Source organism: Paenibacillus algorifonticola (assembly GCF_050481745.1).
GTDB classification, from domain to species: Bacteria; Bacillota; Bacilli; order Paenibacillales; family Paenibacillaceae; genus Pristimantibacillus; species Pristimantibacillus algorifonticola_A.
In genome coordinates this window covers 55,876-81,943 of the sequence record NZ_JBCNGR010000024.1, presented here as the reverse complement: position 1 = coordinate 81,943, position 26,068 = coordinate 55,876, and the positions used below count along the sequence as shown (strand labels likewise).

Genomic DNA, 26,068 nt, shown 5'->3' with positions numbered 1-26,068 from the left:
AAACAAGCAAGCCGGACTGCAAGCGGCAGTAGTCCGGCTTGCTTGCATTTTAATTGAATATTCCTTTATGATGAGTACAAAACGGGTCAATGCAGACTATTTGCTAAGGTAGGTGAACGCTTAAGATGAAAGAACGTGTCCTGGTAGTAGAAGATGAAGCAGGCATATCCCGCATTTTACAGCTTGAGCTTGAGCATGAGGGTTATACAGTAGGCACGGCTTTGGACGGACGGACAGGCTATGAAATGGCTTCGTCAGGGGAGTGGGAGCTCGTGCTGCTTGATGTCATGCTGCCGGAGCTTAACGGTATTGAGGTGCTGCGCCGTCTGAGACAGGCGGGCAATGCAGTTCCAGTCATATTGCTTACAGCGAGAGATACCGTTCCCGATAAAGTAAGCGGCTTTGAGCATGGAGCTAACGATTATATTACGAAGCCGTTTGCGATGGAGGAACTGCTGGCGCGCGTTCGCAATATTTTGCGCATATTCCAGCAAAATCCGCGTGAATCCGAAGGCTCGGATATGATTAAGGTAGGCGATTTGACGATTGAGTTGCGTACGCGCAAAGTTTTCCGCAAAGATATTATAATCGAGCTGACGCCGCGAGAATTTGAATTGCTCGTTTATTTGGTTGAAAACAAAAATGAAGAGAAATCCCGTGAGGATATCCTCTCCGAAGTATGGGGATATGATTTTATCGGCGAGACGAATCTGGTCGATGTGTATATCCGTTACTTGCGGCAAAAGCTGGACAAGGGCTACCGCCACAAGCTTATTCATACCGTCCGGGGTGTTGGTTATATGGTCAAGGAGCCTGACGCATGACGCTGCGAAAACGATTTACGCTTTTTACGATTTTCTGGCTCATTTTTATATTGATTTTGTTTAATATTTTCGTTTATTTTTATGTCATTAAAATTACGACAGAAAGCGAAGAGCGAGTCATCGCGAACAAAATCAATCTCATGCTGGAAAATCCGCAAATCCAAAGCGGCAAAGGGCTTAACAATTCGGATTTGCTTAGTGAATATTATAATGTGAATGAAATGATTCGCATTGTGCAGCCAGATAGCAAGGTCGTCAATATTACAGGCTCGGACCCTGTGTTATTGGGGCTTCCAGCAGCTTTCGACAGCCAGCATGATACCGGAATGATTTCGAAGGGCGGCGAACGTATTTTGTATATGAGCGTTCCCCTATACGATGGGACCGAAATCGTCGGCATGCTGGAAATTAACAGAGTTCTTAACGAGCTGGATAATTATTTGCAAATTTTAGTGGCCGCTCTCACGGTAACCAGTGCGGGTGCGATTTTGTTCGCGATATTCGGTACGTATTGGTTTACGTCCAGACTGACAGCCCCCATCCAGCAAATGGTCACGACGATGCGAGAAATCGACCGAAGCGGGAAGCTGCGGGTAATTGAGACGACCAGCCACGAGGAATCCGCGGAGCTGCAGCAGTTGATCCGAGCTTTCAATCAGATGATTGAGCGGCTCGATCGTACGTTCGAAAAGCAGAAGCAGTTCGTGGCAGACGCATCTCATGAGCTCAAAACGCCGCTGACGGTTATTTCCAGCTATGCCAATATGCTTAAGCGCTGGGGACGCGACGATGCCGCAGTGCGAGATGAAGCGATTGAAGCGATTGATCGGGAAGCGAAGCGGATGCAAAATTTGACCAAGTCCATGCTTACGCTTGCCGAAGCTGAGCAGGAGGATTGGCTGAAGCAGGAGCAGTTCGATGTCGTTCAGGCTATCGATGAGCTGGCAGGCATGCTGCAGACGACATTTCATCGTCCGATTCGAATTAAAACAAGCTCGAAAATCATCAGAATGTATGGCGATAAAGAAAAAATTAAACAACTGTTCGTCATTTTGCTAGACAATGCCATAAAGTATAGTAAGGATTCGATTGATGTTTCGGTTAGCCAAGTGAAAACAATCGTCAAGATTGAAGTCAAAGATAGAGGCGTAGGCATTCCAGAGAGTGACCTGCCGCATTTGTTTGAACGTTTTTATCGGGTCGACGGTGCTAGAAGCCGTGCGACTGGCGGGGCCGGACTCGGTCTTTCCATTGCGAAGCGAATTGTTGATTTGCATGATGGCAAAGTAGATGTATTCAGCCAGCAGGATATTGGCACGACGATTACATTGCAATTTAAACAACGAAAGTAACGGTAGGAGGGTCGGTTTTGAAATATAGAGTAGCGGCCGTTCAATACAAATTGGCCGACATCAGCTCATTTGAGCAATTTGCCGAGCAGGTCGCGCATTATGTGCGCAATGCCTCAGAATACGGCACACAGTTTCTGTTATTTCCTGAGTTTTTTACAACGCAGCTGTTGTCCATCAGTGACAGCAGCGGCACACCATTAGCTTTTGACAAACTTCCGAGTTTTACAGCTGCCTATGAAGAACTGTTCACCAAGCTGGCGGCGGAATACAATATGCACATTGTGGCAGGAACCCATGTCGTAGAAGTGGAAGGCGGCAAGCTTCGCAATGTTGCGCATTTGTTTCATCCGGATGGTAAGATCGACCGTCAGTCGAAAATCCATCTGACCCCGACGGAAGTGAGCGACTGGGCGATGTCGCCGGGAGAAGGGCTGGAAGTGTTCCAAACCCCATATGGCACGATAGCCATGTTAACCTGCTATGATATTGAATTTCCGGAAATCGTACGGATGGCGAGGGCAAAAGGGGCTGACGTCATTTTTTGCCCATCCTGTACGGATGATCGCCATGGCTTTTATCGCGTTCGATATAGCGCTCATGCACGGACGATAGAAAATCAAGTATATGTGGTGACGACTGGCACAGTGGGCTCGCTGCGGAAGGTCGATTTTATGCGGGCCAACTTTGGGCAGGCGGCGATTTTGTCGCCAAACGATATCCCCTTTCCGCCGGGCGGCATTTTGGCAGAAGGAATCATTAATGATGATATGCTCGTTGTGGCTGATCTTGATTTGAAGCTGCTGGAAGATGTGCGGACCGCAGGCTCCGTTACAACATGGCGGGACCGTCGCACCGATCTTTACACCGATTGGTATTAAAGCTTTCCCTGGCAGAAGGGATGTGGCATTATTCGTAAACAATTATATGTATATCATGAGGGCGTACCGGTAGAGGCAGTAATAAGACGATACACGGAGTTGGATTTTGAAGGGCTGATTGATGTGCAGCGCGAAAGCTTTCCGCCACCGTTTCCTGCGGAATTATGGTGGAGCAAGGAGCAGCTTGCCGAGCATGTTTCCCGGTTTTCCGAAGGAGCGCTTTGCGCTGAAGTTGGTGGCAGGCTTATCGGCTCGATGACAGGCCTTATCGTTCATATGGACGATTACGGACATTCGCACAGCTGGGAAGCGATTACGGATAACGGTTTTATTCGCAATCATAACCGCAGCGGCGATACGCTTTATGTGGTAGATATTTGTGTAATTCCAGAGTACCGAAAGTCGGGCATTGGAAAATGGCTAATGCAGACGATGTATGAGACTGTCGTGCATCTGCAGCTTGAAAGGCTGCTTGGCGGCGGACGAATGCCCGGCTATTATCGCTATGCAGAAGAAATAACACCGGAAAATTACGTTAGCGGGGTCGTAGCTGGAAAATACAGCGACCCTGTTCTTTCGTTCCTGCTCCGCTGCGGCCGTACGCCGACAGGCATAGCGGCAAATTATTTGGAAGATGAGCAGTCCTGTGGCTATGCCGCACTGATGGAATGGCGCAATCCATTTTTTGCTGCCGATTAAATAAAAACCGATACATAAGGAGAGGGGATATTTTATGCTGTACCATCGTATTACCTCCATTGATGACCCTTATTTTGCTGAGCTGCATAAGCTGCTTCAAACGATTTTTCCGCCGGAGGAAGTGCTGGCCTATGAGCTGTGGAGAGAACCGCTTGAGGATGCTGGCATCCATGTTTATGTTGCGGTAGAAGACGGCAAAGTAGTAGGCTCCACCGAATATCGTTATTATCCTGAGCTGCGCGTAGCGATGACTGACTTCACTATTATCGGACAAGCAGGCAAGGGTATTGGCCGCTTTCTGCTGCGTGCTAGAGAAAAGGATTTGGCGCGACTGGCTGAACAATCCGGTACAAAATCGATCGGCATGTTCGCGGAAATTTATAACCCCTATGAAACGGAAGAGCAGCATGCATTTGGCGGCGTAACACCTATGAATCCATTTGTGCGCCGCGAAGTATTGTCGCATATTGGGTATAACCGATTGGATTTCCCATATGTGCATCCTTCCTGGGATCATGAGGGTCAAGCGGTAACAGGACTTCAGCTCAGCTTCCTGCCTGCGGATGAAAATAGGGCATTTTTGCCGGCTTCGCTCATCGTAACTTTCCTTGAAGGCTACTATGAGGCGCTGCCTAACAAACCGCAAGCTTGGCTGGATATGATCAATCAGTTGCGGCAGCAGGAGCAGGTCGCGCTGCTGCCACTATAATGCGTATCACCTTTCGTGGAACAGGCGATTCAATGGGCGTTCCGCGTGTTTATTGCAGCTGCGCTGTATGTGAAGAGGCGAGAAGCACGGGCATTAATCGCCGTTTGCGTTCACTCGTACAGCTTGATGGATGGGGTGCAGAGCCTGCTGGTGGAGCAGATGATCCGGTTTGGATTGACTGCGGTCCTGATTGGGGAAGGCAAATGGAAGCAGCTGGCCTCAGGTTCGTCAGACGGATTTTAATTACCCATGCCCATTTTGACCATATTGGCGGTCTTGTGGAATGGGCCGACGCTTGCCGCTGGCTGAACGTCAAGGGCGAGGCTTTTGCAGCGGCTGAGGTGATTGGCGAAATTAATGCGCGTTTTCCTTGGCTGCAGCGGCAAATTGATTTTCATGCCATAGACGGCGGTAATCTTCAAATGGGCAACTGGGATATAACGAGCTGGCGAATTAATCATGGCAAAAATGGCTATGCCTATGCTTTTCGTTTTGATCATGCGGTCGAAAAACGCTCCTGGGCTTATTGCTCTGACGCGATTGGGCTAACAGACGAACAGCAGCAGCCGCTTTATGGCCTTAATTTGCTTGTGCTCGGAACAAGCTTTTATAAAGAGCCCTTCGCCTATGAAACCCGCTCTGTTTATGATGTAACGGAAGCACTGGAGCTGCTTCAACTTTGGCAGCCGAATCATACGATATTTACCCATATGTCTCATGACATTGATCTGAATAGCGATTATGGGCTTCCAACCTCTGTGCAATTTGCAAGGGCAGCACTTGAAGTGACAGTATAGCTAGGCCTAGACCAATGTAGCATAAGCCGCATGAAGTTTCTTGCAAACGCCGATAGGGTTGACAAGGAGCTTGTTTTTGAAGTAAGTTAAAGTTATATTTTGTTGGCTGGATGGTTCAGGAAGGGGTTTATTTTATGTTGACAGGTGTTCTTAACTCATAAATTGGATAGATCAGATCGCGTTTGAAGGCGAATGGAAGCTTGCTGGCTGCTTTGTGCAGTAGAGGCAGGTTTCTATGAACGTATCTTCATCAGCGTACTGATACCAAGAGTTAAGAACATGTGGACTCCGCCTGAATGCCATTCGGCAGCGGCCTGACCACCGTGCTCTTGCAGCACGGTTTTTTTGCGTTAATTGCGCTAATGACAACCGTATTTGTGTGGCGGTTACATAAGGCATGATCAATGCTTGGTTAGGTACAGCAGCCGATTGAAACAGGAATGGGACGCTCATGCGTTCTGTTCCTGTTTTTTTGTTTATTTCGAATCATTCACGCCAACGAAATGGGAAATACAACCGAATTATTGAGGAGCGATTGAAAATGATGCACGAAGCTACGCTAATGCGTTTGGAATATGACAAATTAAAAGAACAATTGATCGGCTATACGGTTTCTCCAGCAGGGAGAATATTAGCGGAACGCCATCTGCCCAGTATAGAAGCCAGGCAGATTCAAGCATGGCTGTCGGAGACAGAGGAAGCTTCCGCCTTGCTGGCAGCGGGGGCAAGCGTTCCCTTATCCGCTATGGAGGGAATTGATCCTTTTCTGGCTCTGCTTGGCAAAGGACGCATTTATGTTGAGCAGGAGCTGGAGCAATTGCAGACATGGCTCGCTTCTGTCATGCAAATGCGCAGATATATGGCGAGCAAACGGGCGATTGCCCCGATCATTGCCAGCTATGCAGATTCCATGCATGATTGCCCGCAGCTGCGCGAAGAGCTGACCCGCTGTATTCGCTACGGAAGCCTCACCGATCAGGCAAGCGCTTCGCTTGCGGAAATTAGGAGGCATCGCTACGCGGTCGAGGACAAAATCAGTCGTAAAATGGAAGCCTCGCTTTCCAAATACAAATCAGCCTTGCAGGAGCCGATAGTGAGCAAGCGGAGCGGCCGGCTTGTTATTGCGGTAAAGCGCGAGCTGCGCAAGCAGGTACCGGGTACGGTGTGGGATGAATCGGCCAGTGGGCAAACCTTATTCGTAGAACCGATTGATGTAGCCGATTTGCAGGTCGAGCTGCGTCAGTGGGAGGCGGAGGAGGAGCGCGAACGCACCGTTATTTTATCGGGTTTATCCGATCTGGCTGATGCACACGAAGCTGAGCTAAGACTTAATTTAGAGGCTATGGCCTCCTTTGATTTCATTATGGCGCGCGGCAAGCTTTCGCGTTCCTACGATGGGAAATCGTTTCAATTAACCGATGAACCTCTCATCTCCTTAACGCAGGCTCGTCATCCATTGCTTGGCCCGTCGGCAGTTCCACTTGATGTGGAGCTTGGTACGAGCTGGAGTCAGCTCATTATTACAGGGCCCAATACAGGCGGGAAAACAGCAACACTGAAAACAATCGGCCTGCTTGCACTGCTCGCTCAGTCAGGGCTGCTTGTTCCGGCAAAGGAAGGGAGCCGATTCGGCATTTTCCACACGATTATTGCCGATTTAGGTGATGGGCAAAGCTTGGAGCAGTCTTTGAGCACCTTCTCCTCGCATATTCGGGTACTCAGAGAAATGCTGGAATCTGCCGAACCGCGCTCCTTGCTGCTGCTGGATGAGCTGGCGGCAGGCACCGATCCAGGAGAAGGCATAGCCCTATCTATAGCCGTGCTGGAGGAGCTTCAACAGAAGGGAGCTTTAACCGCGGCAACGACACATTTTAATGAGATTAAGCAATATGCTTCCCGTACGAGGGGCTGCATGAACGCGCGGATGGCTTTTGATCCGCGAACGCTGCTGCCGCTGTATCAATTGATCATTGGGGAGGCAGGCGAAAGCCAAGCCTTCGCTATTGCCCGCCGTTACGGTTTGCCGGAGAGGGTTATGCAGCGGGCGGAGCAGCTCGCAGTTAACCGCCAGCAGGTAATAATGTTAAACCCAGATGATGTAGCCGTGCATACCGAGCATAGTAGCGAAGCTCATACCGAGGCTGATGTCAAAAATAGCAGCAAAAAACAAGAGGGCGCCGGCAAAAGCGCCTTGCAGACTTTTCAAGCGGGCGATGCGGTATGGATTTACCCGCTCAAGCGCCTGGGAATCGTTTTTCGTCCGGCTGATGCCCGTGGAGAAGTCATTGTTCAGGTGCAGGGCCGCAAGCTGGCCTTTAACCGAAAGCGGCTCAAGCTGTCGATCAGCAGGGAGGAGCTGTATCCTGGGGAAGATTATGATATGAGCATCGTCTTCGATACCAAGGAAAACCGCAAGCTTCGCAAACAGCTGAGCCGCAAGCATGTGGAAGGGCTGGTCATCGAGATGGAGCCGGAGGCTTTTGAATAATAATCGTGTATTTAGTTCCTCATTGTTTAATCGCGGCTTTGAATAATGAGCAGCAGCCCAGCATCAATCGTAATGCTGCCTTCCGTCTCCGTCAGTATATTGCTAATGCCAAGGGATTGGCCAATTTGCAAGTTTGCTTTTTGCAGAGGATATTGAAACCCTGTTAACGTAATGCCGGAAACAGCAGAAGACAAGGGCAGCAGGGAAACATTCGCATATAGCCCTTTCTGTATTATTCGTTTAGAGGAAGTAACAGTAATACAGTTATGTTGGTCGATAATACAGGCGGGGATACCCCGCTGTTCGGCGAGCACCAGCAGCTGCACATTCGATAACGAATGGTCAAAGCGGGTGCCTAAAGCACCCAGTAAAATAATTTCATCTGGATTTTGTTCCAGCGCATAACGCAAAGCCATTTCTGTATCCGTATAGTCTTTATAAATCGGATCACAGGTGATGAGCTCCGTGCTGGCTGAACGTATTTGCTCCAGCTGCTCGTCAGTAACCGAATCAAAATCGCCGATTGCAAGCTGTGGGGAATATCCCTGCTCCACCAAAAATAGTGCGCCGCGGTCTGCGCCAATGCGGAAGGCATCCTGCTTTAGATGAGGCAGTGCCCAAGTTCCAAGCTCGCCGCCAGAGCAAATGACTATTCGTTGTGGCATAATCGCTTCCTTCTTTCTTTATTACTTTTGTCGCTTTTGCTAGTATATAGCGTTTTTGAGCGGAAACACCAGCAGAAGACGGAAAATCAGCAGAGATTTGGCGAAATATGTCGTTGCTTTACGAAAGCGGCGGGGCTAAAATGGGAAAGGACATACCGTAAGATAGATGACATCGGACGGGAGAACGGAAGCGGGGGCGTACACGTTGGATTTGGAGATTTTTGGCGTATTCAGCATCATCGGCACCATTGCCTTTGCCGTCAGCGGCGCGGTTGTGGCAATGGAGGAGGAATACGACATACTTGGCGTTTTTGTGCTGGGCCTGGTTACGGCGTTTGGCGGAGGGGTCATAAGGAATTTGCTGATCGGCGTTCCGGTTACCTCGCTTTGGAGCCAGGGAAGCTTGCTGAAAATCGCGCTCATCGCGATGACGATTGCTTTTTTGCTGCCGGTTAAATGGATTTATACGTGGCGCAAAAGCGAAGCTTTTTTCGATGCGATCGGTTTATCAGCCTTTGCGATTCAGGGCGCGCTGTATGCGACGCAAATGAACCACCCGATTAGCGCGGTCATGGTAGCGGCTATGCTGACAGGCATCGGTGGAGGCATTATTCGCGATGTGCTCGCAGGGCGCAAGCCGCTTGTGCTGCGGGATGAAATTTATGCCGTTTGGGCGATGATTGGCGGCCTGGTTATTGGCAAGGGCTGGTTTCATTCAACACTCGATTTGCTGTTCCTGTTCGTGCTTATTATCGTGTTCAGGATGCTGTCGGTGTATTACAAATGGAAGCTGCCGCGCCGCTCGCTGCGGGAGAAAATTGTTCAGGAGAAAGGAGAGGCCTAAATGAAGCAAAAAGTGTTGTTCGTTTGTCTTGGCAATATTTGCCGTTCCCCGATGGCGGAGGCTGTTTTTCGCAGCAAGGTGGAGCAGGCAGGGCTGTCAGACCAAATTATTGTTGATTCAGCGGGTACGGGAGATTGGCATATCGGCCATCCGCCGCATGAGGGCACACGCAAAGAGCTTGACACGAAGGGCATATCCTATGCAGGGATGAAGGCACGTCAGTTCACGCAGCAGGATGATGCGGATTTTGACTATATCGTCTGTATGGATACGAAAAATGAGCGCGATGTGCGTGAAATTCTCGGAACGCGTGTGGGGAATGCAGAAGTACTGACTTTTATGAGCCTGCTGCCCGAGCGCGGCGTAGCGGATGTGCCAGATCCTTATTATACGGGACAATTCGATTATGTATTTGAACTGGTGGATGCAGGCTGCGAGCGGCTGCTGGACCATGTGAAGCTTAAGTAACCGAGCTAAGCGTACAAGCAGTTGATAGGATGGCTCAACATAAACAAACAAAGCCTTGGCTTCCTCCTTGGGCGGGGGAAATCAAGGCTTTGTCTCATTTGTTAGGCAAGGCTGCCGCGCTTATTGGCGCTCGATAAAATACATTAACGCTTCCGGCAGCTCTTTCTGCCAAAAGCCCCATTGATGTTGGCCTTCTTTTTCCGCATAATAAAAGGGAGCTTGTCTTTCTTCGAGCAGCTTTTTGGCTTCACGATTTAATTCGACAAAATTATATACGCCTCTATCTGTTGTTTCATAAGCCGTTTCCTGCAGGCCGACAATCATGTACAGCTCCAGCCAGGAAAGGTCATTCTGTGCAGCCATAATTTCTAGCGAGCGCTCGAAGTAGGCGCCTGATAAGGAAAGTACACGGTTGAACAACTCCGGATAGGCCAGCGCAAGATGAAAGGAGATGGTGCCGCCAAGCGAATCGCCGGCAAGTACGCGATGCTCGGCCTCACGACGGACCGGATATTTTGCTTCTATAAAGGGAAGCAGCTCCTCGCCGAAAAAGCGGACATAAGCCTCATGGCGGTCTCCGTCAGGAGCATATTCCGCTGTGCGAAATGTTTTATTCACATCGACGCCAACAATAATGAAGGGCTCTACGCCTTCATCCAAAATAATGCGATTCGCCGTTGTCGCGATCCGGCCGAAGTTGAAAAAATCTTCTCCGTCCTGGCAGTACACGACGGGGTAGCTCAGCAATTCATTGTAGCCGGGCGGCAAATAGACGCGAAGCGAGCGCTGGCCATCTTGCAAATAGTTGCTTGCAACCGTTTCCCTGAGGACGGTGCGTTTCAAATAACGTTCATCAGTCATCATTTCTTCCTCCGTTGGTTGAATGGAATGAGAGCTTGTGGGTAAACAATAGAGAGATGCCATCGTAATGCGGGGTTCGGCAGCAGACTGATTGGCTGTATAAGCTCCACTGTTTCAACATTGTATTATGCTGTTATATAACTTTGTGGCAGCTGTTACATATACAATTTCTTAACAAAAAGGGCATAAGCGTTGAAAATACAGCGGATTTTTTGCTTTTTGCTTTGACCATTTTTGTTAAACAGGTTTATAATAATTCTATAACAGAGTACTGTAATATTCAAATATTAATGATTGAGGTGAGCGTTCACAATGAGCAAAGTGCTTAGCAAACTGCCATATGAAGTTCAAACGGAGCCAGTTACACCATTGTCCGTCTTGTCGCTTGATGGTGAAGTTGTTAACCCGGATGAAATGCCGGAGCTTACGGACGACCAATTAAAAGAAATAATGTACCGTATGGTATTTACCCGCACTTGGGATGATCGTGCCGTGAATTTGGGCCGTCAAGGCCGTCTGGGCTTCTACGCTCCAGTATCCGGTCAAGAGGCTGCTATGATTGGTAGCGAATACGCTTTGAATAAAGATGACTTCATCTGTCCGGGCTACCGCGATATTCCGCAGCTCGTATGGCATGGTCTTCCAATGTACCAAGCATTCCTATATTCCAGAGGACACCAGCATGGTGGTCAAATCCCTGAGGATGTTCACGTTCTAATGCCGCAAATCATCATCGGCGCGCAAATTTTGCACGCTACTGGTGTTGCAATGGCATTCAAGAAAAAGAATGAAAAACGCGTAGCGATTACGTACACAGGCGACGGCGGTTCTTCCGAAGGCGATTTCTACGAAGGCATGAACTTCGCAGGCGCGTTCAAGCTTCCGGTTATTTATGTTGTACAAAACAATGGCTATGCGATTACAACTCCTTATGCTAAACAAACAGCTGCACATTCCGTTGCCCACAAAGCGCTTGCTGCTGGTATCAAAGGCGTGCAGGTTGATGGCATGGACGTACTTGCTGTTATTAAAGCAGTTAGAGATGCTGCTGAGCGCGGCCGCAACGGCGAAGGCGCTACGCTGATCGAGCTTCTTACTTACCGTTATCGTGCGCATTCCATGGCGGATGATACGACAAAATATCGCACCAAAGATGAAGAAGCGGAATGGGCTCCTAAAGATCCACTCATTCGTTTCGGCAAATATTTGGAAAGCAAAGGTCTCTGGTCAGAAGAGGATACAGCTCGCGTGAAGGAAGAAGCGAAAGCGACTGTTAACGAGCAAATCAAGAAAGCAGAAGCTGTTGAGAAAATGACGGTTGCAGGCTTGATCGACTCCATGTTCGAAACAACACCGCAGCACCTCGAAGAGCAAAAAGCTGATTTCCAATAATAGCCTTTAACGAAGGAGGAACTATAGATCATGGCTCAAATGAATATGAAAGAAGCGATCCGTGACGCGATGCGCGTTGAACTTAAACGGGATCCGAATGTACTACTTTTTGGCGAGGATGTTGGTAAAGTCGGCGGTGTGTTCCGTGCGACTGAAGGCCTTCAAGCTGAATTTGGCGAAGACCGCGTATTTGATACGCCGCTTGCCGAGTCCGCTATCGGCGGTTTGGCAGTGGGTATGGGGATTCAAGGCTTCCGCCCAATTGCCGAAATTCAATTCGTAGGCTTTATCTATGAAGCGATGGACCAAATGTTCATTCAAGCGGCTCGTATGCGTTACCGTTCCGGCGGACGCTACAACTCGCCAATCGTATTCCGTACGCCTTTCGGCGGCGGCGTGAAAGCAGCTGAGCTGCACACGGATTCCCTGGAAGGTCTTGCCGTACAGACGCCAGGTATCAAAGTTGTTATTCCATCCAATCCTTACGATGCTAAAGGTCTTCTTATTTCCGCTATTCGTGATAACGACCCTGTATTTTTCATGGAGCATTTGAACCTTTACCATGCTTTCCGTACAGAAGTGCCAGAAGGCGAATATACGGTTGAAATCGGCAAAGCCAATGTGGTCCGTGAAGGCAGTGACGTTACAATCATTGCTTACGGCTTGATGGTTCATACGGCTGTCAAAGCAGCTGACGAGCTTGAGAAACAAGGAATCAAGGCTGAAGTTATCGACCTTCGTTCCCTTGTGCCTCTCGATATTGATACCCTTGTAGCTTCGATCCAAAAAACGAACCGTGCAATTGTCGTTCAAGAAGCACAAAAAACTTCCGGCGTTGCCGCTGAAGTAATCGCTCAAATCAATGAAAAAGCAATTCTGCACTTGGAAGCTCCAGTGCTTCGGGTTGCAGGTCCGGATACCGTTTATCCGTTTGCGCAAGTTGAGGATGCATGGCTTCCAACGGTAGCCCGCATTTCTGCAGCTGTCCAAAAAGTACTTGATTTCTAAAGGAGGATATACGCGGTGGCTAAATTCGAATATCGTTTCCCTGAGCTTGGCGAAGGCTTGCACGAAGGCGAGATTATTAAAGTGCACATTAAAGCCGGCGACAAAGTAACAGATGATGACATTATTATGGAAGTACAAAACGACAAGGCAATTGTTGAAGTGCCTTGTCCGGTTAACGGTACAGTGCTTGAAGTTTTAGTTAAAGACGGCCAAGTTTGCCACGTAGGCGAAGTAGTCGCTTTGATCGATGCGGAAGGCGAAGTGCCTGAGCAAGCTGCTCCGGCAGCTGAAGAGCCTAAGAAGGAAGAGGCGGCTCCGGCCCCTGCTCCAGAAGCTCCAGCAGCAGAAACAGCTAAGGAAGCTCCTAAAGCAACAAATGCTTCTGTGCTTGCTACACCAAGCGTTCGCAAGTTCGCTCGCGAGCAAAATGTTGATTTGACACAAGTAAGCGGCACTGGCAAAAACGGTCGCATTACGCGTGAGGATGTTACAGGCTTTGACGGTTCTGCTCCTGCAGCGTCCGAGCAAGCGGCGGCTCCTGCGCAGCAGCAAGACAACGCAGCTGCGAAAGGTGCTGGCGAAGCGAAAGCAGCTCCAGTTGCTGCTGGTACAGCTTACCGTCCGGAAGAGCGCTTGCCATTCAAAGGCATTCGCAAAATTATTGCGGGCGCTATGTCCAAATCCGTTTATACAGCTCCGCATGTAACGATCATGGATGAAGTGGACGTTACTGAGCTTGTTGCACTTCGTGCGAAATACAAGCCTTATGCAGAGAAAAAAGGTGCTAAGCTTACGTATTTGCCATTCATCGTGAAGGCGCTCGTAGCTGCTGCCCGTGAATTCCCAATTATGAATGCGACGCTTGACGAAGCTAATCAAGAAATCGTTTTGCGCAAATATTACAACATCGGTATCGCAACAGATACAGACAACGGCTTGATCGTTCCTGTTATTGAAGATGCGGATCGCAAAAACATTTGGAAAGTGGCTGACTCGATTCGTGATCTGGCTGTTCGTGGACGCGACGGCAAGCTTTCGGCGAATGAGTTGAAAGGCAGCACGATTACGATTTCCAATATTGGTTCGGCAGGCGGTATGTTCTTTACACCGGTTATCAACTTCCCTGAAGTTGCAATCCTCGGTACTGGACGTATTTCCGAAAAAGCAATCGTACGCAACGGCGAGATCGTAGCTGCTCCCGTGATGGCTCTGTCTCTGAGCTTCGACCACCGTCTAATCGATGGCGCAACCGCTCAAAACTTTATGAACTACATTAAACAGTTGCTGGGCAACCCAGAACTGTTCATTATGGAGGTATAAACGATGGTTGTTGGAGATGCTTCATTAGATATCGATACTTTAGTCATTGGTGCAGGTCCTGGTGGTTACGTAGCGGCAATCCGCGCTGCGCAATTGGGACAAAGCGTGCTTTGTGTAGATAAGGAATATGTAGGCGGCGTGTGCTTGAACGTGGGTTGTATCCCATCCAAAGCTTTGATTTCCGCTTCCCATCAATATGAGTCCATCAGCCACGCTGATGTATTCGGTATTACAGCTAGCGATGTGAAGGTTGACTGGAGTAAAGTACAGGAGTTCAAAAGCGGCATTGTCAAAAAATTGACTGGCGGCGTAGGCTCCTTGCTTAAAGCGAACAAAGTACAGTTTTTCAGTGGTGAAGTGATGTTCATCAATGAAAACGAAGCGCGTGTATTCAACGATCAAGAAGCTCCGCGTTACCGTTTCAAAAACTGTATTATTGCTACTGGCTCCCGTCCAATTGAGCTGAAAGCATTCCCTTATGGCAAGCGTATTATTTCCTCCACAGGAGCTTTGTCGCTGCCTGAGCTGCCGAAAAGCGTTATCGTAATCGGTGGCGGCTATATCGGTATTGAGCTTGGTCAAATGTTCTCGAAATTCGGTACGAAAGTAACGGTTATCGAGGGCGGAGACAGCATTCTGCCTGGCTTCGACAAAGACATGTCTTCTCTTGTCGTTAAGAAGCTTAAAGGTACAAAAGTCGATATCGTAACGGGCGCGCTTGCACAAAGTGCTGAGCAAACGGATAACGATGTAACGTTGACTTACAAAGTTGGCGATAAAGAAGAAAAAGTAACAGCAGACTACTTGCTTGTTACCGTTGGCCGTCGCCCTAACACAGATGGCGATCTTGGTCTGGAACTGGCTAACATTAAAGTTGGCGAGCGCGGTCTGATCGAGGTTGATGATCAATGCCGTACTAGCAACAAAAACGTTTATGCAATCGGCGATATTATTGCTGGTCCTGCACTTGCTCACAAAGCAATGTACGAAGGACGCGTTGCGGCAGAAGTTATTTCCGGCCTGCCTAGCGTTATTGATTATAAATGTGTTCCTGCTGTCTGCTTTTCTGATCCAGAATGCGCAAGCGTTGGTTACACGGAGAAGGATGCAAAAGACAAAGGCCATAATGTTAAAGTGGGCAAATTCCCATTTGCTATCAACGGACGCGCGATGTCGCTTAATGCGAATGAAGGCTTCGTGAAACTCGTTGCGGATGCTGACAGCGGTCTTGTACTTGGCGCGCATATCGTCGGTATGGAAGCTTCCAATATGATTGCTGAGCTTGGTCTTGCAATCGAAATGGGCGCTACGCTTGAAGATATCGCCCTTACGATCCATGCGCATCCAACACTGGGTGAGATTGTGCTTGACGCTGCAGAAGTAGCGCTTGGCCACCCGATCCACACGGTTCTTAAGTAATGGATTGATATGATTCACTAAATATAGTCGCCGCATTTGCGGCGGCTATTGAAGAGGTCCCGCGGCTGCTGAAGCCTGCGGGTCTTTTTTCATAATAAATTAATAATTATGTGCTTTGATGAGAATTTATACGGAATCAGCAGAGGCAACTATTTTAAATAATTGACTATAATGATATAATACAAATCTATATGTCCAAAATAGGAGTTGTAAGGGAATGAGTGTTCATACTAGTGAGAACGAATACTTGCAGCTGCTGCGCAGCGTTCTGGAACGCGGAACGGTCAAGGAGGATCGTACCGGAACGGGCACGATTTCCACGTTTGGCTACCAGATGCGTTTCGACTTAAACGAAGGCTTTCCGCTCATTACGACGAAGCGTGTACCGTTTAAGCTGGTTGTCAGCGAGCTGTTATGGTTTATTAAAGGCGATACGAATATTCGGTACCTGCTCCAGCACAACAATAATATATGGAATGAATGGGCCTTTAAGAAGTGGATAGAGAGCTCTGATTATACAGGTCCAGACATGACCGGCTTTGGCCTGCGTTCGCAAAGCGATGAAGCTTTTAATGTGCTTTATTTGGAGCAAATGGAGCTGTTCAAGCAGCAAATTTTGCAGGATGACGCTTTTGCAGAAAAGTACGGCGAGCTAGGCAATGTATATGGAAAGCAATGGCGTGACTGGAAAACCTCGCAAGGCGAATCCATTGATCAATTGAAGGATGTTATTCATACGATTAAGACGAATCCCGATTCCCGGAGAATGATTGTCTCCGCGTGGAATCCAGAGGACGTTCCTAGAAATATGGCTCTACCGCCTTGTCATACGATGTTTCAATTTTACGTATCAGAAGGCAAGCTTTCTTGCCAGCTGTACCAGCGCAGTGGAGATATATTTCTCGGAATTCCTTTTAATATTGCCAGCTATGCCTTGCTTACGCTGCTTATTGCCCATGAATGTGGCTTGCAGCCTGGACAATTTGTGCATACGCTTGGGGACGCGCATATTTATTCCAATCATATGGAGCAGATTAAGACGCAGCTTGCCCGGGAACCTCGCGCGCTTCCGCAAGTACGGATTAATCCAGATGTGAGCTCATTATTTGATGTAGAAGTGGATGATATTGTACTGGAAAACTACCAGCCTCATGCTGCAATCAAAGCGCCTGTAGCCGTATAGAAGGGATGGACAAACGATGTCGATTACATTAATAGCAGCGATGGACCGCAACAGAACGATTGGGATCGGCAATAAGCTGCCGTGGCGGCTTCCAGCAGAGATGGCGCTGTTCACGAAGCACACGCTTGGCAAAACTGTTTTAATGGGCCGTAAAACGTTTGAATCGCTACCTAAGCCGCTGAAGGACCGCCATAACGTCGTCTTAACTAGGCAGTCTGATTTTGCCTCAGAAGGCTGTGAGACCGTCCATTCGATTGAGGAGGCCCTGTCGCGTTTCGGCGAGGAAGAGCTTATGGTTATTGGTGGAACGGAAATTTATACGCAGTTTCTGCCGATTGCAGACAAGCTTTACCTGACAGCTGTTGATGCGGAAGTAGCGGGGGGCGACGCTTTTTTTCCTATGTTCAATGAAGCGGATTGGGAGCTAGTGGAAGCTATTCCTCATCGCAAGGATGAACGCAATTTGCATGATTTTACATGGCAAACTTTTAAACGTATAAATCGTTGAATCGGTTTTTCGCGGGGGTATAAAGGACAAATGTGACATCTTATGCTCATTTTTTTATGCTCTCCTGCATAGAACGTACGAACATTATGTTATAAAGTGCAAATGATTGTACGGATAATCCATTAACGTTAGCAGGGTAAGAGTGTTAGGATTTTGTAAAATGCCTCGCGAAAAATTGAAAATGTTTGTTATTGAATAATTGCTGAGTTCCCGATATAGTTTGTTTAGAGAAGCCTTACAACGGTTGACGGGAATAACGGATGGAGGAAAAGCGATCATGTCTACACCTACTGGTTTTATGGAATATCAACGAGAACTCCCAGCCGATCGCGATCCGATTGAGCGGATTAAAGATTGGGAAGAATTTCATAAGCATTTGTCCGATGAACAGCTTCGTACGCAAGGTGCGCGCTGCATGGACTGTGGAACGCCTTACTGTCATTCTGGTATGGAGCTTGCTGGCTCAACGTCGGGTTGTCCGATTAACAATCTCATTCCAGAGTGGAACAATTTGATTTACCGCGGTTTATGGCGTGAGGCGCTGGATCGTTTGCACAAAACGAACAATTTCCCGGAATTTACAGGGCGGATTTGCCCGGCCCCATGTGAAGGCTCCTGTACGGTTGGTTTGATTGGTGATGCGGTTACGATTAAGACGATCGAGCAAGCGATTATTGACCGTGGCTTTGATGAAGGCTGGGTTGTTCCACAGCCTCCGAAGATCCGTACAGGCAAACGTGTAGCGGTTGTCGGTTCGGGCCCAGCGGGTCTGGCTTGCGCAGCGCAGCTTAACAAAGCGGGACATCTTGTAACGGTGTACGAGCGTGCGGACCGCATCGGCGGACTTCTCACCTATGGTATTCCTACAGTCAAGCTTGACAAGAAGGTTGTTCAGCGTCGTGTAGACTTGATGGCGGAGGAAGGCATAGAATTCGTTGTAAACACAGAGATCGGTAAAGATGTATCGGCTGATGAGCTGCAAGGCCAGTTTGATGCAATCGTATTGTGCGGCGGCGCTACGAAAGCGCGCCCGGTAGATATTGAAGGACATGAGCTTGAAGGCGTTCATATGGCGATGGATTATTTGAACGGCACGATTAAGAGCTATCTGGACTCCAATCTGGAAGATGGCAACTACATTTCTGCGAAAGACAAAAATGTCATTGTTATCGGCGGTGGCGATACGGGGACGGACTGCGTGGCAACAGCGCTTCGTCATGGCTGTAAATCGATTACGCAATTCGGTACTCATGCTAAGGCTCCACTAGTACGCGATAACATTAGCAACCCTTGGCCGCAGTTCCCGAACGTCTACACGCTGGATTATGCGCATGAAGAGGCAAAAGCGCTGTTCGGAGAAGACCCGCGTGCCTTCTCGGTTCTGACGAAAAAATTTGTTGGCGAGAATGGCAAGCTTACCGAGCTTCACACTGTACAAATCGAGCGTACAGTTGATCCGGAAACGGGACGCCGAATTTATACAGAAATCGAAGGCTCCGAGCAAGTATGGCCGGCTGATCTCGTGTTTATCGCGGTTGGTTTTGAAGGCCCAGAAAACACGCTGATTGATGCTTTTGGCCTAGAGCAGGACCGTCGTACGAATGTAAAGGCTCCTTATGGCAAATATACGACGAATGCTGAGAAAATATTCGCAGCTGGCGATATGCGTCGTGGTCAAAGCTTGGTTGTATGGGCGATTAACGAAGGTCGCGAAGCGGCTCGTGAAGTGGATAAGTTCCTGATGGGATCTTCCTTGCTTCCCTAAATTAATGGTATGATGAATTGAATAGCAGCTTATGAGAAGCGCCCTAGGGCGCTTTTCTTGTCGATAGGAGGGAAATGAAGCGATATGATTTAATATGGACTAGATACAGTTACGGAACTTAAGTTTGATAAAATTGTGGCGAGCATGGAGCGGCGCAATGATCAATGGGTAGATATTGAGCTGTTTTTTGAGCTTTCGGAAGCAACGCCGGCCCCTGACAATCTTATTGATTTTAGCGGACTGGTCATTTGTACACCGGAGGGCAGCATTGCCCAAATTGTGCCGCAGGATGAAGACTGTGACTGTTAATATCAATTTACTGCATTTGAGAAGGAGCAAATTACGGCTTTTATTTCGCAGGAGCAAAATCAACTGAGAATTAGGCAGCTCCCCTCCCCAATATAAGGAAAGTTGTGGTAAAATCAGTGTGAGATGACGTAAAGGAGCGATTCGTCATGCATGCTGAAGAAGCTTATGTGTTATCCCCGGCAGATGTCAGCAATATTCGAAAATATGTCCAGCATAAATATGGCGCACTGCCGCAGGAGAAGAAAACCGAAATGATTGCCGATGCGGTGAACCGCATTATACATAAGCAGCTTCCGTCGTTTGACGAGTCGATTAAGCGTCAGGTGACGGCGCAGCTTATTCGCACTGCGGTGCTGGAACAGAAGCGCCCTGTACGTGCAGATGATATTTTTGCAGCCTGCCTGCTGCTAGACGAGCGTGAGCAGGAGATCGAGCAGCTGATGCACGCGTGGGTGGAGAAGCAACTGCAAAGCGTTGTCGAGATTGAGCGCTATCGGCTGGCGATGGACAAGCTGCGCAGTTCTGCCAAGCGAATGGACACGAGCGCAGATTTTTTGCCAAATGCAAGTTTGTCGGTGAACGAGAGCTGGCTTCAGTTGAAAAATGAGCTGCAGCCAGCCGGCGATGAGCCGCTGGCCAAAGAGCCGCTTGCAGCCGGGGCGGCTGGCGCCCACGGCTTGGCGGATGTCATCCCCCTGCCATTGCCGCTCGCAGTGCCTCAGAACGCGCCAGTTCCTCGCAAACGGCGCAATCACGCCATCGTGTACGGATTACTCAGCTTGCTGCTTGTGAGCGTCTCGCTGCTGTATGGAGAGTCTTTAACGCGTATGTTAAGAGGGGGACAGCCGGAGCTGGTCCTTCATGCTCCTATTGAACCAGTGAACATTGTTGAGCTGGATGGCTTGCCGCAAGAGCTGCGGTATGTAGAAATTGATAAGAAGAGGCTGACGCAGTATTTGAAAGGCAAATCGTCGATACTTGCCAGGCAGCCTTATTTAGATGCGATTATTGCCCAAGCAAAATCATTTGATATCCATCCGCTCTTGCTATTTGCTATAACTGGGCAGGAGCAGGCTTTTGTACCAACCACGAACAAACAGGCGAAGGAAATTGCGAATAATCCATTCAATGTGTTTCATAGCTGGAAAGAATATAATACGACGATTAGCGATTCCGCTGAAATTGCGTCGCGAACGATTGTGAATTTAAGCAAGGGACGACCTGAAGGCATGGACCCATTCACATGGATTAACCGTAAATATGCGGAAGACCCTAACTGGTCGAATGGTGTTCGGTCGATTTTTGCTTCTATGAAGCAATATGTGGAAACATCAAGCAAGAAGTAAAGAGGCGATTTGTTGAAGACATTAATTATTGCGGAGAAACCGGATATGGGCAGGACGATTGCTGCCGTGCTTGAGCCAAAGGCAGCTAATCGCCGGACGTATTTGGAAGGCGACCGCTATATTATTACATGGGCGATTGGGCATTTGGTATCACTCGCCGAGCCTGACCAATACGATGCACGCTACAAACGGTGGAATGATCAGGACTTGCCGATCATTCCACAGGTGTTCAAGCTGTGGCCGAATCCTCGAACGAAGGATCAGCTAAAGACGATAGGCGAGCTTGCCAAGCGATGCGGCAGACTTGTTAACGCATGCGATGCCGGGCGCGAAGGCCAGCTTATTTTTCACCTTATCAGGCAATATTTAAAGCTGGCGCAGCCTACGGACCGATTATGGATATCGGATTTGACGGCGGAGACGATTCGCCGCGGTTTTGATACGCTGCGCAGTGATGATGAATATGAACCGCTGACGAAAGCGGCACGTGCCCGCAGTGAAGCCGATTGGCTGATCGGCATGAATGCTTCTCGCGCTTTTACGATTCGTCATAAAGCCTTGCTTTCTGTCGGTCGTGTGCAAACGCCAGTTTTGGCGCTGCTATATGATCGCCATAAGGAAATTACGGCTTTTCAGTCGGAGACTTATTTTGTCGTTAAAGCGGCATTTGACCAGTCCGGATTCGGCTATTCTGGCATTTGGCAGGGGGAGCGACTGACCGATAAAGCGAGGGCGGAGGCGTTGGCTGCAAAAACGGCAAATAAGCCTGCGAAAGTGGAAGATTACCAGGTGGCGGAAAGCAAGGAGTACCCGTACAGGCTCTATGACTTGACGCTATTGCAGCGGGAAGCCAATGGCAAGCACGGCTATTCGGCTAAGAAGACACTGGATATCGCCCAAGCGCTCTACGAGAAGCATAAGGTGATTACGTACCCGCGGACGAACTCCAACTATGTAACCGAGGAGAACATTCCAGTCATGGGTAACGTATTAACGATGCTTCAAGGCACTAGCGGCTATGGCGAGCTTGCGAAAGGAGCAGACCGCTCTCGTGTTCACAAAGGGAATAAAGCGGTTTGCAATCCGTCCAAAGTCGAGGATCACCATGCCATTATGCCTACACCGAAGCGTGCTTCTGGTCTCAGCCAGGAGGAGCAAAACGTCTACGACATGATTGTCAGACGTTTTCTGTCGCACTATTACCCGCCCGCGGTATATAAAAACCACACGGTGCTAACGGTCGTCGAAGGCGAAACCTTCCGCACGAAAGCGAAGGAACAACTGGAGCCCGGGTGGAAAGTGGTGCTGCCCCAGCAGGATTCCACAGCGGCCAAGCCTGCTAAGCGCGGCAAAAACAAGGATGACAAGGAAGCCGATGATGAGGAAATGGTAACCGATCAGCCCTTTAAGCTCAACCCGCATGGGGCAGTGCATTGCAGCAGCGTAGAGGCGATGGAAAAAATGACGCAGCCGCCCAAGTCCTTCACAGAGGGAACGCTGCTGAAAGCTATGGAAGGCGCAGGGAAGTCGATGGAGGATGATGAGCTGCGGGAAGCGATGAAGGATACCGGTCTTGGCACACCGGCGACACGGGCAGCGACGATCGAGCGGCTGAAGCACGTCGGCTATATCCAGCTTGCAGGAAAGAAGCTGGATATTACGTCGAAAGGGCTAGCTGCGATTGAGCTCATCCGAAACGCCGGTGTTGAGCTGCTTGCTTCGCCAGAAATGACGGGACGCTGGGAGCAGCGTCTGCACCAAATTTCTAAAGGCGAAGCTTCGGATGATCGTTTTATTGAACAAGTTAAGCAATTTGCAGCCGTCATCGTCGATAAGGTTCGTCAGCAGCGTCCTGCCGCACCTGGAACGTTCGAGGACACTTCTGCGAAAGGGAAGAAGGCAGCAGGCTCGACGAAAAGCGGCAGCCGTACAAGCAGCTCACGCTCATCAGAAGCGAAAGCAGGGGCGAAGTCGCCTGCCGGAGTGGGCAAGAGCAGAAGCTCCGCACGGTCAGCTGCGGGTAGTGAAGCAGTGAAGCCGCCCAAGCAAGCAGCAGCGTCTGCGGCTCCAAGAGGGCCGCTCGCTGCCTGCCCGAGGCAGGGCTGCAACGGCAGTGTGATTGAAGGCAAGCGCGGTTACGGCTGCAGCAGCTTTCGCGAGGGCTGTTCTTTTGTGATTTGGAAGGAACAGCAGGGGAAGAAGATTACGCTGCCGATGCTCCATTCGCTGCTGGAGAAGGGCGCAACGAGCCAGCTCGCCTTTAAGCAGTCCGATGGGAGCAGCATGAAGGGCAGGCTTGTATTGACCGACCGTAACAAAGGGACGCTAACGATTCGGCCTGCTGACTAATTAGCAGGCTGTCGTAACCTGCTTGAGGTTGTTCAAAGTGAATAAGCGCATACGAAAATCACAACAAAATAAGCCGCCAAACCAACGAGTATGCTGGTAGGGCGGCTTATTCTAGTTGAATACTGTGTTTGTTCAGCTAGCGGTTAATATAACCGTAGATAGCTTCCGGCACTTCCACTAAATCATTCAAAGTGAAAAAGGCGCCTTTAGGCTGAACTTCAATATTGACAACATTATACTGCCATTCGGTATCCTTGCGCATATGAATGGCATGGATGCCGGCAGTCAAGGCGGGAACAACATCCGTGCGAATGGAATTGCCAATCATCCATGTGCGTGCGCGATCCAACGAGGTTTCGGCTAAAATGTCCTCGAGTGCTTCATTCGTTTTGTGTTGGCGAATATAGATTCGGTTATTAAAATATTTGCTTAAATTTAATTGATTAATTTTGCGGGATTGAATGAGCTGCTCGCCCCCTGTGTACAAATGCAGCTCATGGCCTTGATTAGCTAAAGAATACAGCGTCTCTTCCATATTCGGATAAGGCTCTGTATCATGCTCATACACACTTAGCCCAAGCTTCCATAGAAAATCTTGTTCTACAGCGGAGCGCTTCCGTCCGGTTACATCGGAGAAATAAACATAGCTGTCAACGAAAGATTGAGGGAAATGCTCGCTTTTAAAACCAAGCACGGCAATTCCAGCAATGTCGATCTCTGTTTGTTTATCTCGTACAGCGTTCGCGGTTACTTCTTCGTATCCGGCAAACCAGGTGGTCATCGCATCAACAAATTGACTAATGACCAAATAGAAATATTTATTACAATGAATTAATGTATCGTCTAGGTCAAACATAATGTGCTGCTTCATAGAAAGCACGGCTCCTTTAGCGCAAAATAGACTGTGTATGAAATCAATCTACAGTATCAGGAGCCTTACGTCAACGCAGCAAACCCGTTTCGGCCACAGTAAATTAGGAAAATTAAGGATGGAAATTAGATTAGCTGGTCATTTTCAGAAAAATCATGCATATTTAAGCTGCGACACAAGCAGCGTTGTCTTGATAAAGGCAATGCGGCGGCGGATATAGAAATCCAGACTGTCGCCCCGCAAGTCATTCGGAGAGATCACCTCCTCAGAGCTGTTATCAATAATCGTCAACTCTCCGTTTGAATAAAATTTAAAAGTCAAATCTCGACGTGGCCAACTTTTCTCAACGAAACGAAAATTTTCACAAGTGCTCTTCATGGTGATCCTGCCTCCCTTATTGGATGTTTATTAAATAGTAAATAAGAACCTTGTTCAAATATAAGAATTTATAAGTTGTTCACATATAAACTCTTATATTTCATCGCGAAACGGCAGCTTTGCCACCAAAGGAGGGCTTCAGCCGTTTACGCTTGCTGTTTTTATTATACCAAACATTTGTTCGCGTGGAAACTGTTTTTTGTTTCCCGTAAACTAGATTTATATAAATGAGCATTTTGCATAAATACCCTGAGCGACTTTCAATGTACAATATTAAGAGTGAAGCGGTCTTATCGCTCTAAATATTGCACCCGGGAGCGACCCGAATCGAATTATACAAAATGCTGAAAATATGATGCGTGAAACAAAGGGGCGCGGAAAATGATAAGAATTTCGAATTTGACGAAGGTTATTCCAGGCGGGCCGAAAGTGCTCGACGATATACATTTGGATGTGGAGGATGGCGAGTTTATCGCCATTAAGGGAGCGAGCGGAAGCGGGAAGTCGATGCTGCTTAAATGCTTGGCGCTGCAGGAAAAATGGACGCGGGGAAGTTACAAGCTCAATGGAACGGATGTTTTAAAGCAAGGGCTGACCGGCAGATTTAAAGTTCGCCGCGAGGTCGCTTATTTGGAAGAGAAGCCTGTGCTGTATCCGAGTAAGACTGGACTCAAAAATGTAATTATCGGATCAGTGACCCAAACACCCGCTTGGCGGCGATGGACCGGCATGGTGCGCGGCGACGATTATATGGGCGCTATGGATACGATAGAGAAGCTGGGTCTTCTCGATAAAGCACATCTGAAGGCAGAGAAGATGAGCGGGGGAGAGCGCCAGCGTATCGCCGTTGCCCGCGCGCTCGTGCACGGCGCAAAAATCATTTTGGCGGACGAGCCGGTATCCGGACTTGACCCGCATACGGCCGATCAGGTGCTCGCCGATTTAAAACGGTTATGCACAGAGCAGCGCGTTACGGTTATTGCCGTGCTTCATCAAGGCGATTATGCCGAACGGTTTGCGGACCGCATTATTGGTCTCAATAATGGCAAGCTTGTTCTAGACATTAGAGGCAGGCGCTTAACCGAACGGGAGAAAATGCAGCTATGAACGAAGTGAAGCTGAGATTGATTCAGCAGCATGAGCTTTCACAGGCGCTGGAGCTTGAGCAGCGCTGTTACTCTCCTGAGGCCGCGGCGACGGGAGCGGGATTCCAGTACCGTTTTCAGAAGTATCCCTCGTATTTCTGGTCCGCCTGGTCGGATGACGGCGAGTTGCTTGGCATCGCCAATGGAATTCGGACGGAGCAGGAAAGCTGCGGTGACGAGATGAAGGGGAGCCACCAAGGCGAATACGCGGGAGACAACTTTTGCATACTGACTATTGCAGTAGATCCGGCATTCAGGCGCAGGGGAATTGCTGCAAAACTGCTGGACAAGCTGATCCAAGCATGCGAAAATGGGAGGCTTAAAGCGATTATTTTAATGTGCGAGCCGCATTTGATTTCCTTTTATGAGCAGGCGAAATTTACATACGTAGGCAAGGCTTCTTCCACACATGGAGGAATTGAGTGGCATGAGATGAGGCGTAATCTGCATACAATGGAGCATTCTAGCGAATAGGCAGGTGTAGCCCGAT

General features: G+C 48.8%; 25 protein-coding genes. 21 read left to right on the top strand and 4 right to left on the bottom strand.

All coding sequences use genetic code 11. The annotated features are described in order from the left end of the window. Positions 1–125: 125 nt before the first annotated feature. The 7 genes from ABEW34_RS19990 (at position 126) to ABEW34_RS19960 (ending at position 7,747) form a co-directional block, all read left to right on the top strand. On the top strand, positions 126–824 hold the full coding sequence (locus tag ABEW34_RS19990; RefSeq protein WP_046232574.1) for a response regulator transcription factor: 699 nt from the start codon (positions 126–128) through the stop codon (positions 822–824). Then, positions 821–2,176 carry a HAMP domain-containing sensor histidine kinase gene (locus ABEW34_RS19985; protein WP_430161113.1) on the top strand — a complete coding sequence of 452 codons (1,356 nt, stop codon included), beginning with the start codon at positions 821–823 and terminating at the stop codon, positions 2,174–2,176. Before ABEW34_RS19990 ends, ABEW34_RS19985 begins: the two co-directional genes overlap by 4 nt. A gap of 17 nt (positions 2,177–2,193) precedes the next feature. Beyond that, positions 2,194–3,054, top strand: coding sequence for a carbon-nitrogen hydrolase family protein (locus ABEW34_RS19980; RefSeq protein ID WP_430161111.1), 861 nt, complete (start codon positions 2,194–2,196; stop codon positions 3,052–3,054). A gap of 27 nt (positions 3,055–3,081) precedes the next feature. Next, positions 3,082–3,753 (top strand): GNAT family N-acetyltransferase, encoded by a 672-nt coding sequence (locus ABEW34_RS19975; protein ID WP_430161209.1) that lies wholly within the window; start codon positions 3,082–3,084, stop codon positions 3,751–3,753. A 34-nt stretch (positions 3,754–3,787) separates the two neighbouring features. After that, positions 3,788–4,462 carry an N-acetyltransferase family protein gene (locus ABEW34_RS19970; RefSeq protein ID WP_430161109.1) on the top strand — a complete coding sequence of 225 codons (675 nt, stop codon included), beginning with the start codon at positions 3,788–3,790 and terminating at the stop codon, positions 4,460–4,462. Beyond that, positions 4,459–5,259 (top strand): MBL fold metallo-hydrolase, encoded by an 801-nt coding sequence (locus ABEW34_RS19965; RefSeq protein ID WP_430161208.1) that lies wholly within the window; start codon positions 4,459–4,461, stop codon positions 5,257–5,259. The genes ABEW34_RS19970 and ABEW34_RS19965 overlap by 4 nt, the downstream gene beginning before the upstream one ends. Positions 5,260–5,803: 544 nt before the next feature. Next, positions 5,804–7,747 (top strand): endonuclease MutS2, encoded by a 1,944-nt coding sequence (locus ABEW34_RS19960; protein ID WP_430161207.1) that lies wholly within the window; start codon positions 5,804–5,806, stop codon positions 7,745–7,747. 26 nt (positions 7,748–7,773) lie between these two features. On the opposite strand, the gene ABEW34_RS19955 is transcribed toward ABEW34_RS19960, so the two are convergent. After that, entirely contained in the window at positions 7,774–8,415 is a 642-nt protein-coding gene (locus tag ABEW34_RS19955; protein ID WP_430161206.1) for a thiamine diphosphokinase, read from the bottom strand. A gap of 208 nt (positions 8,416–8,623) precedes the next feature. On the opposite strand from ABEW34_RS19955, the gene ABEW34_RS19950 reads away from it, so the two are divergent. After that, positions 8,624–9,256, top strand: a complete 633-nt coding sequence (locus tag ABEW34_RS19950) for a trimeric intracellular cation channel family protein (protein ID WP_056040868.1) — start codon at positions 8,624–8,626, stop codon at positions 9,254–9,256. Beyond that, on the top strand, positions 9,257–9,724 hold the full coding sequence (locus ABEW34_RS19945; RefSeq protein ID WP_430161107.1) for a low molecular weight protein-tyrosine-phosphatase: 468 nt from the start codon (positions 9,257–9,259) through the stop codon (positions 9,722–9,724). A 120-nt stretch (positions 9,725–9,844) separates the two neighbouring features. On the opposite strand, the gene ABEW34_RS19940 is transcribed toward ABEW34_RS19945, so the two are convergent. Then, on the bottom strand, positions 9,845–10,585 hold the full coding sequence (locus tag ABEW34_RS19940; protein ID WP_430161205.1) for an alpha/beta hydrolase: 741 nt from the start codon (positions 10,583–10,585) through the stop codon (positions 9,845–9,847). Positions 10,586–10,897: 312 nt separating this feature from the next. On the opposite strand from ABEW34_RS19940, the gene pdhA reads away from it, so the two are divergent. From pdhA to ABEW34_RS19890, 10 genes are all read left to right on the top strand, one after another. Then, entirely contained in the window at positions 10,898–11,977 is a 1,080-nt protein-coding gene (pdhA, locus tag ABEW34_RS19935) for a pyruvate dehydrogenase (acetyl-transferring) E1 component subunit alpha (protein WP_430161105.1), read from the top strand. Positions 11,978–12,007: 30 nt separating this feature from the next. Beyond that, on the top strand, positions 12,008–12,985 hold the full coding sequence (locus ABEW34_RS19930) for an alpha-ketoacid dehydrogenase subunit beta (protein ID WP_430161103.1): 978 nt from the start codon (positions 12,008–12,010) through the stop codon (positions 12,983–12,985). 15 nt (positions 12,986–13,000) lie between these two features. Beyond that, the gene (locus tag ABEW34_RS19925) at positions 13,001–14,305 is read left to right on the top strand and encodes a dihydrolipoamide acetyltransferase family protein (RefSeq protein WP_430161101.1); all 1,305 of its coding nucleotides are present in this window, start codon (positions 13,001–13,003) and stop codon (positions 14,303–14,305) included. Positions 14,306–14,308: 3 nt separating this feature from the next. Next, complete coding sequence (lpdA, locus tag ABEW34_RS19920) at positions 14,309–15,724, top strand: dihydrolipoyl dehydrogenase (protein WP_430161099.1); 1,416 nt, start codon at positions 14,309–14,311, stop codon at positions 15,722–15,724. A 217-nt stretch (positions 15,725–15,941) separates the two neighbouring features. Beyond that, on the top strand, positions 15,942–16,907 hold the full coding sequence (locus ABEW34_RS19915) for a thymidylate synthase (protein WP_430161097.1): 966 nt from the start codon (positions 15,942–15,944) through the stop codon (positions 16,905–16,907). A 16-nt stretch (positions 16,908–16,923) separates the two neighbouring features. Continuing rightward, positions 16,924–17,415, top strand: a complete 492-nt coding sequence (locus ABEW34_RS19910; RefSeq protein ID WP_430161095.1) for a dihydrofolate reductase — start codon at positions 16,924–16,926, stop codon at positions 17,413–17,415. 277 nt (positions 17,416–17,692) lie between these two features. After that, a complete protein-coding gene (locus ABEW34_RS19905; protein ID WP_430161093.1) occupies positions 17,693–19,180 on the top strand; it encodes a glutamate synthase subunit beta in 1,488 nt (495 codons plus the stop codon). A 144-nt stretch (positions 19,181–19,324) separates the two neighbouring features. After that, positions 19,325–19,489 carry a hypothetical protein gene (locus ABEW34_RS19900; RefSeq protein ID WP_430161091.1) on the top strand — a complete coding sequence of 55 codons (165 nt, stop codon included), beginning with the start codon at positions 19,325–19,327 and terminating at the stop codon, positions 19,487–19,489. 146 nt (positions 19,490–19,635) lie between these two features. Continuing rightward, positions 19,636–20,835, top strand: a complete 1,200-nt coding sequence (locus ABEW34_RS19895) for a hypothetical protein (RefSeq protein WP_430161090.1) — start codon at positions 19,636–19,638, stop codon at positions 20,833–20,835. A 12-nt stretch (positions 20,836–20,847) separates the two neighbouring features. After that, complete coding sequence (locus ABEW34_RS19890) at positions 20,848–23,184, top strand: DNA topoisomerase 3 (protein ID WP_430161088.1); 2,337 nt, start codon at positions 20,848–20,850, stop codon at positions 23,182–23,184. A gap of 136 nt (positions 23,185–23,320) precedes the next feature. Here ABEW34_RS19890 and ABEW34_RS19885 read toward each other — a convergent pair whose 3' ends face one another. Together ABEW34_RS19885 and ABEW34_RS19880 are read right to left on the bottom strand one after the other, a co-directional pair. Next, positions 23,321–24,055: an HAD family hydrolase gene (locus tag ABEW34_RS19885; protein ID WP_430161086.1), complete on the bottom strand. Its 735-nt coding sequence runs from the start codon at positions 24,053–24,055 to the stop codon at positions 23,321–23,323. A gap of 153 nt (positions 24,056–24,208) precedes the next feature. Beyond that, positions 24,209–24,433, bottom strand: coding sequence for a hypothetical protein (locus ABEW34_RS19880; RefSeq protein WP_056040867.1), 225 nt, complete (start codon positions 24,431–24,433; stop codon positions 24,209–24,211). 381 nt (positions 24,434–24,814) lie between these two features. On the opposite strand from ABEW34_RS19880, the gene ABEW34_RS19875 reads away from it, so the two are divergent. Both ABEW34_RS19875 and ABEW34_RS19870 read left to right on the top strand, forming a co-directional pair. Beyond that, positions 24,815–25,540: a phosphonate ABC transporter ATP-binding protein gene (locus tag ABEW34_RS19875; RefSeq protein WP_430161084.1), complete on the top strand. Its 726-nt coding sequence runs from the start codon at positions 24,815–24,817 to the stop codon at positions 25,538–25,540. Further along, positions 25,537–26,052, top strand: coding sequence for a GNAT family N-acetyltransferase (locus ABEW34_RS19870; protein WP_430161082.1), 516 nt, complete (start codon positions 25,537–25,539; stop codon positions 26,050–26,052). The genes ABEW34_RS19875 and ABEW34_RS19870 overlap by 4 nt, the downstream gene beginning before the upstream one ends. The last annotated feature ends 16 nt before the right edge of the window (positions 26,053–26,068 follow it).

Coding starts and splice junctions, on each gene's coding strand:
- pdhA (WP_430161105.1), top strand. CDS start 10,898: ATGAGCAAAGTGCTTAGCAAACTGCCATATGAAGTTCAAACGGAGCCA.
- ABEW34_RS19895 (WP_430161090.1), top strand. CDS start 19,636: ATGCATGCTGAAGAAGCTTATGTGTTATCCCCGGCAGATGTCAGCAAT.
- ABEW34_RS19885 (WP_430161086.1), bottom strand. CDS start 24,055: ATGAAGCAGCACATTATGTTTGACCTAGACGATACATTAATTCATTGT.
- ABEW34_RS19990 (WP_046232574.1), top strand. CDS start 126: ATGAAAGAACGTGTCCTGGTAGTAGAAGATGAAGCAGGCATATCCCGC.
- ABEW34_RS19930 (WP_430161103.1), top strand. CDS start 12,008: ATGGCTCAAATGAATATGAAAGAAGCGATCCGTGACGCGATGCGCGTT.
- ABEW34_RS19985 (WP_430161113.1), top strand. CDS start 821: ATGACGCTGCGAAAACGATTTACGCTTTTTACGATTTTCTGGCTCATT.
- ABEW34_RS19875 (WP_430161084.1), top strand. CDS start 24,815: ATGATAAGAATTTCGAATTTGACGAAGGTTATTCCAGGCGGGCCGAAA.
- ABEW34_RS19910 (WP_430161095.1), top strand. CDS start 16,924: ATGTCGATTACATTAATAGCAGCGATGGACCGCAACAGAACGATTGGG.
- ABEW34_RS19880 (WP_056040867.1), bottom strand. CDS start 24,433: ATGAAGAGCACTTGTGAAAATTTTCGTTTCGTTGAGAAAAGTTGGCCA.
- ABEW34_RS19905 (WP_430161093.1), top strand. CDS start 17,693: ATGTCTACACCTACTGGTTTTATGGAATATCAACGAGAACTCCCAGCC.
- ABEW34_RS19870 (WP_430161082.1), top strand. CDS start 25,537: ATGAACGAAGTGAAGCTGAGATTGATTCAGCAGCATGAGCTTTCACAG.
- ABEW34_RS19945 (WP_430161107.1), top strand. CDS start 9,257: ATGAAGCAAAAAGTGTTGTTCGTTTGTCTTGGCAATATTTGCCGTTCC.
- ABEW34_RS19900 (WP_430161091.1), top strand. CDS start 19,325: ATGGAGCGGCGCAATGATCAATGGGTAGATATTGAGCTGTTTTTTGAG.
- ABEW34_RS19970 (WP_430161109.1), top strand. CDS start 3,788: ATGCTGTACCATCGTATTACCTCCATTGATGACCCTTATTTTGCTGAG.
- ABEW34_RS19960 (WP_430161207.1), top strand. CDS start 5,804: ATGCACGAAGCTACGCTAATGCGTTTGGAATATGACAAATTAAAAGAA.
- ABEW34_RS19940 (WP_430161205.1), bottom strand. CDS start 10,585: ATGACTGATGAACGTTATTTGAAACGCACCGTCCTCAGGGAAACGGTT.
- lpdA (WP_430161099.1), top strand. CDS start 14,309: ATGGTTGTTGGAGATGCTTCATTAGATATCGATACTTTAGTCATTGGT.
- ABEW34_RS19915 (WP_430161097.1), top strand. CDS start 15,942: ATGAGTGTTCATACTAGTGAGAACGAATACTTGCAGCTGCTGCGCAGC.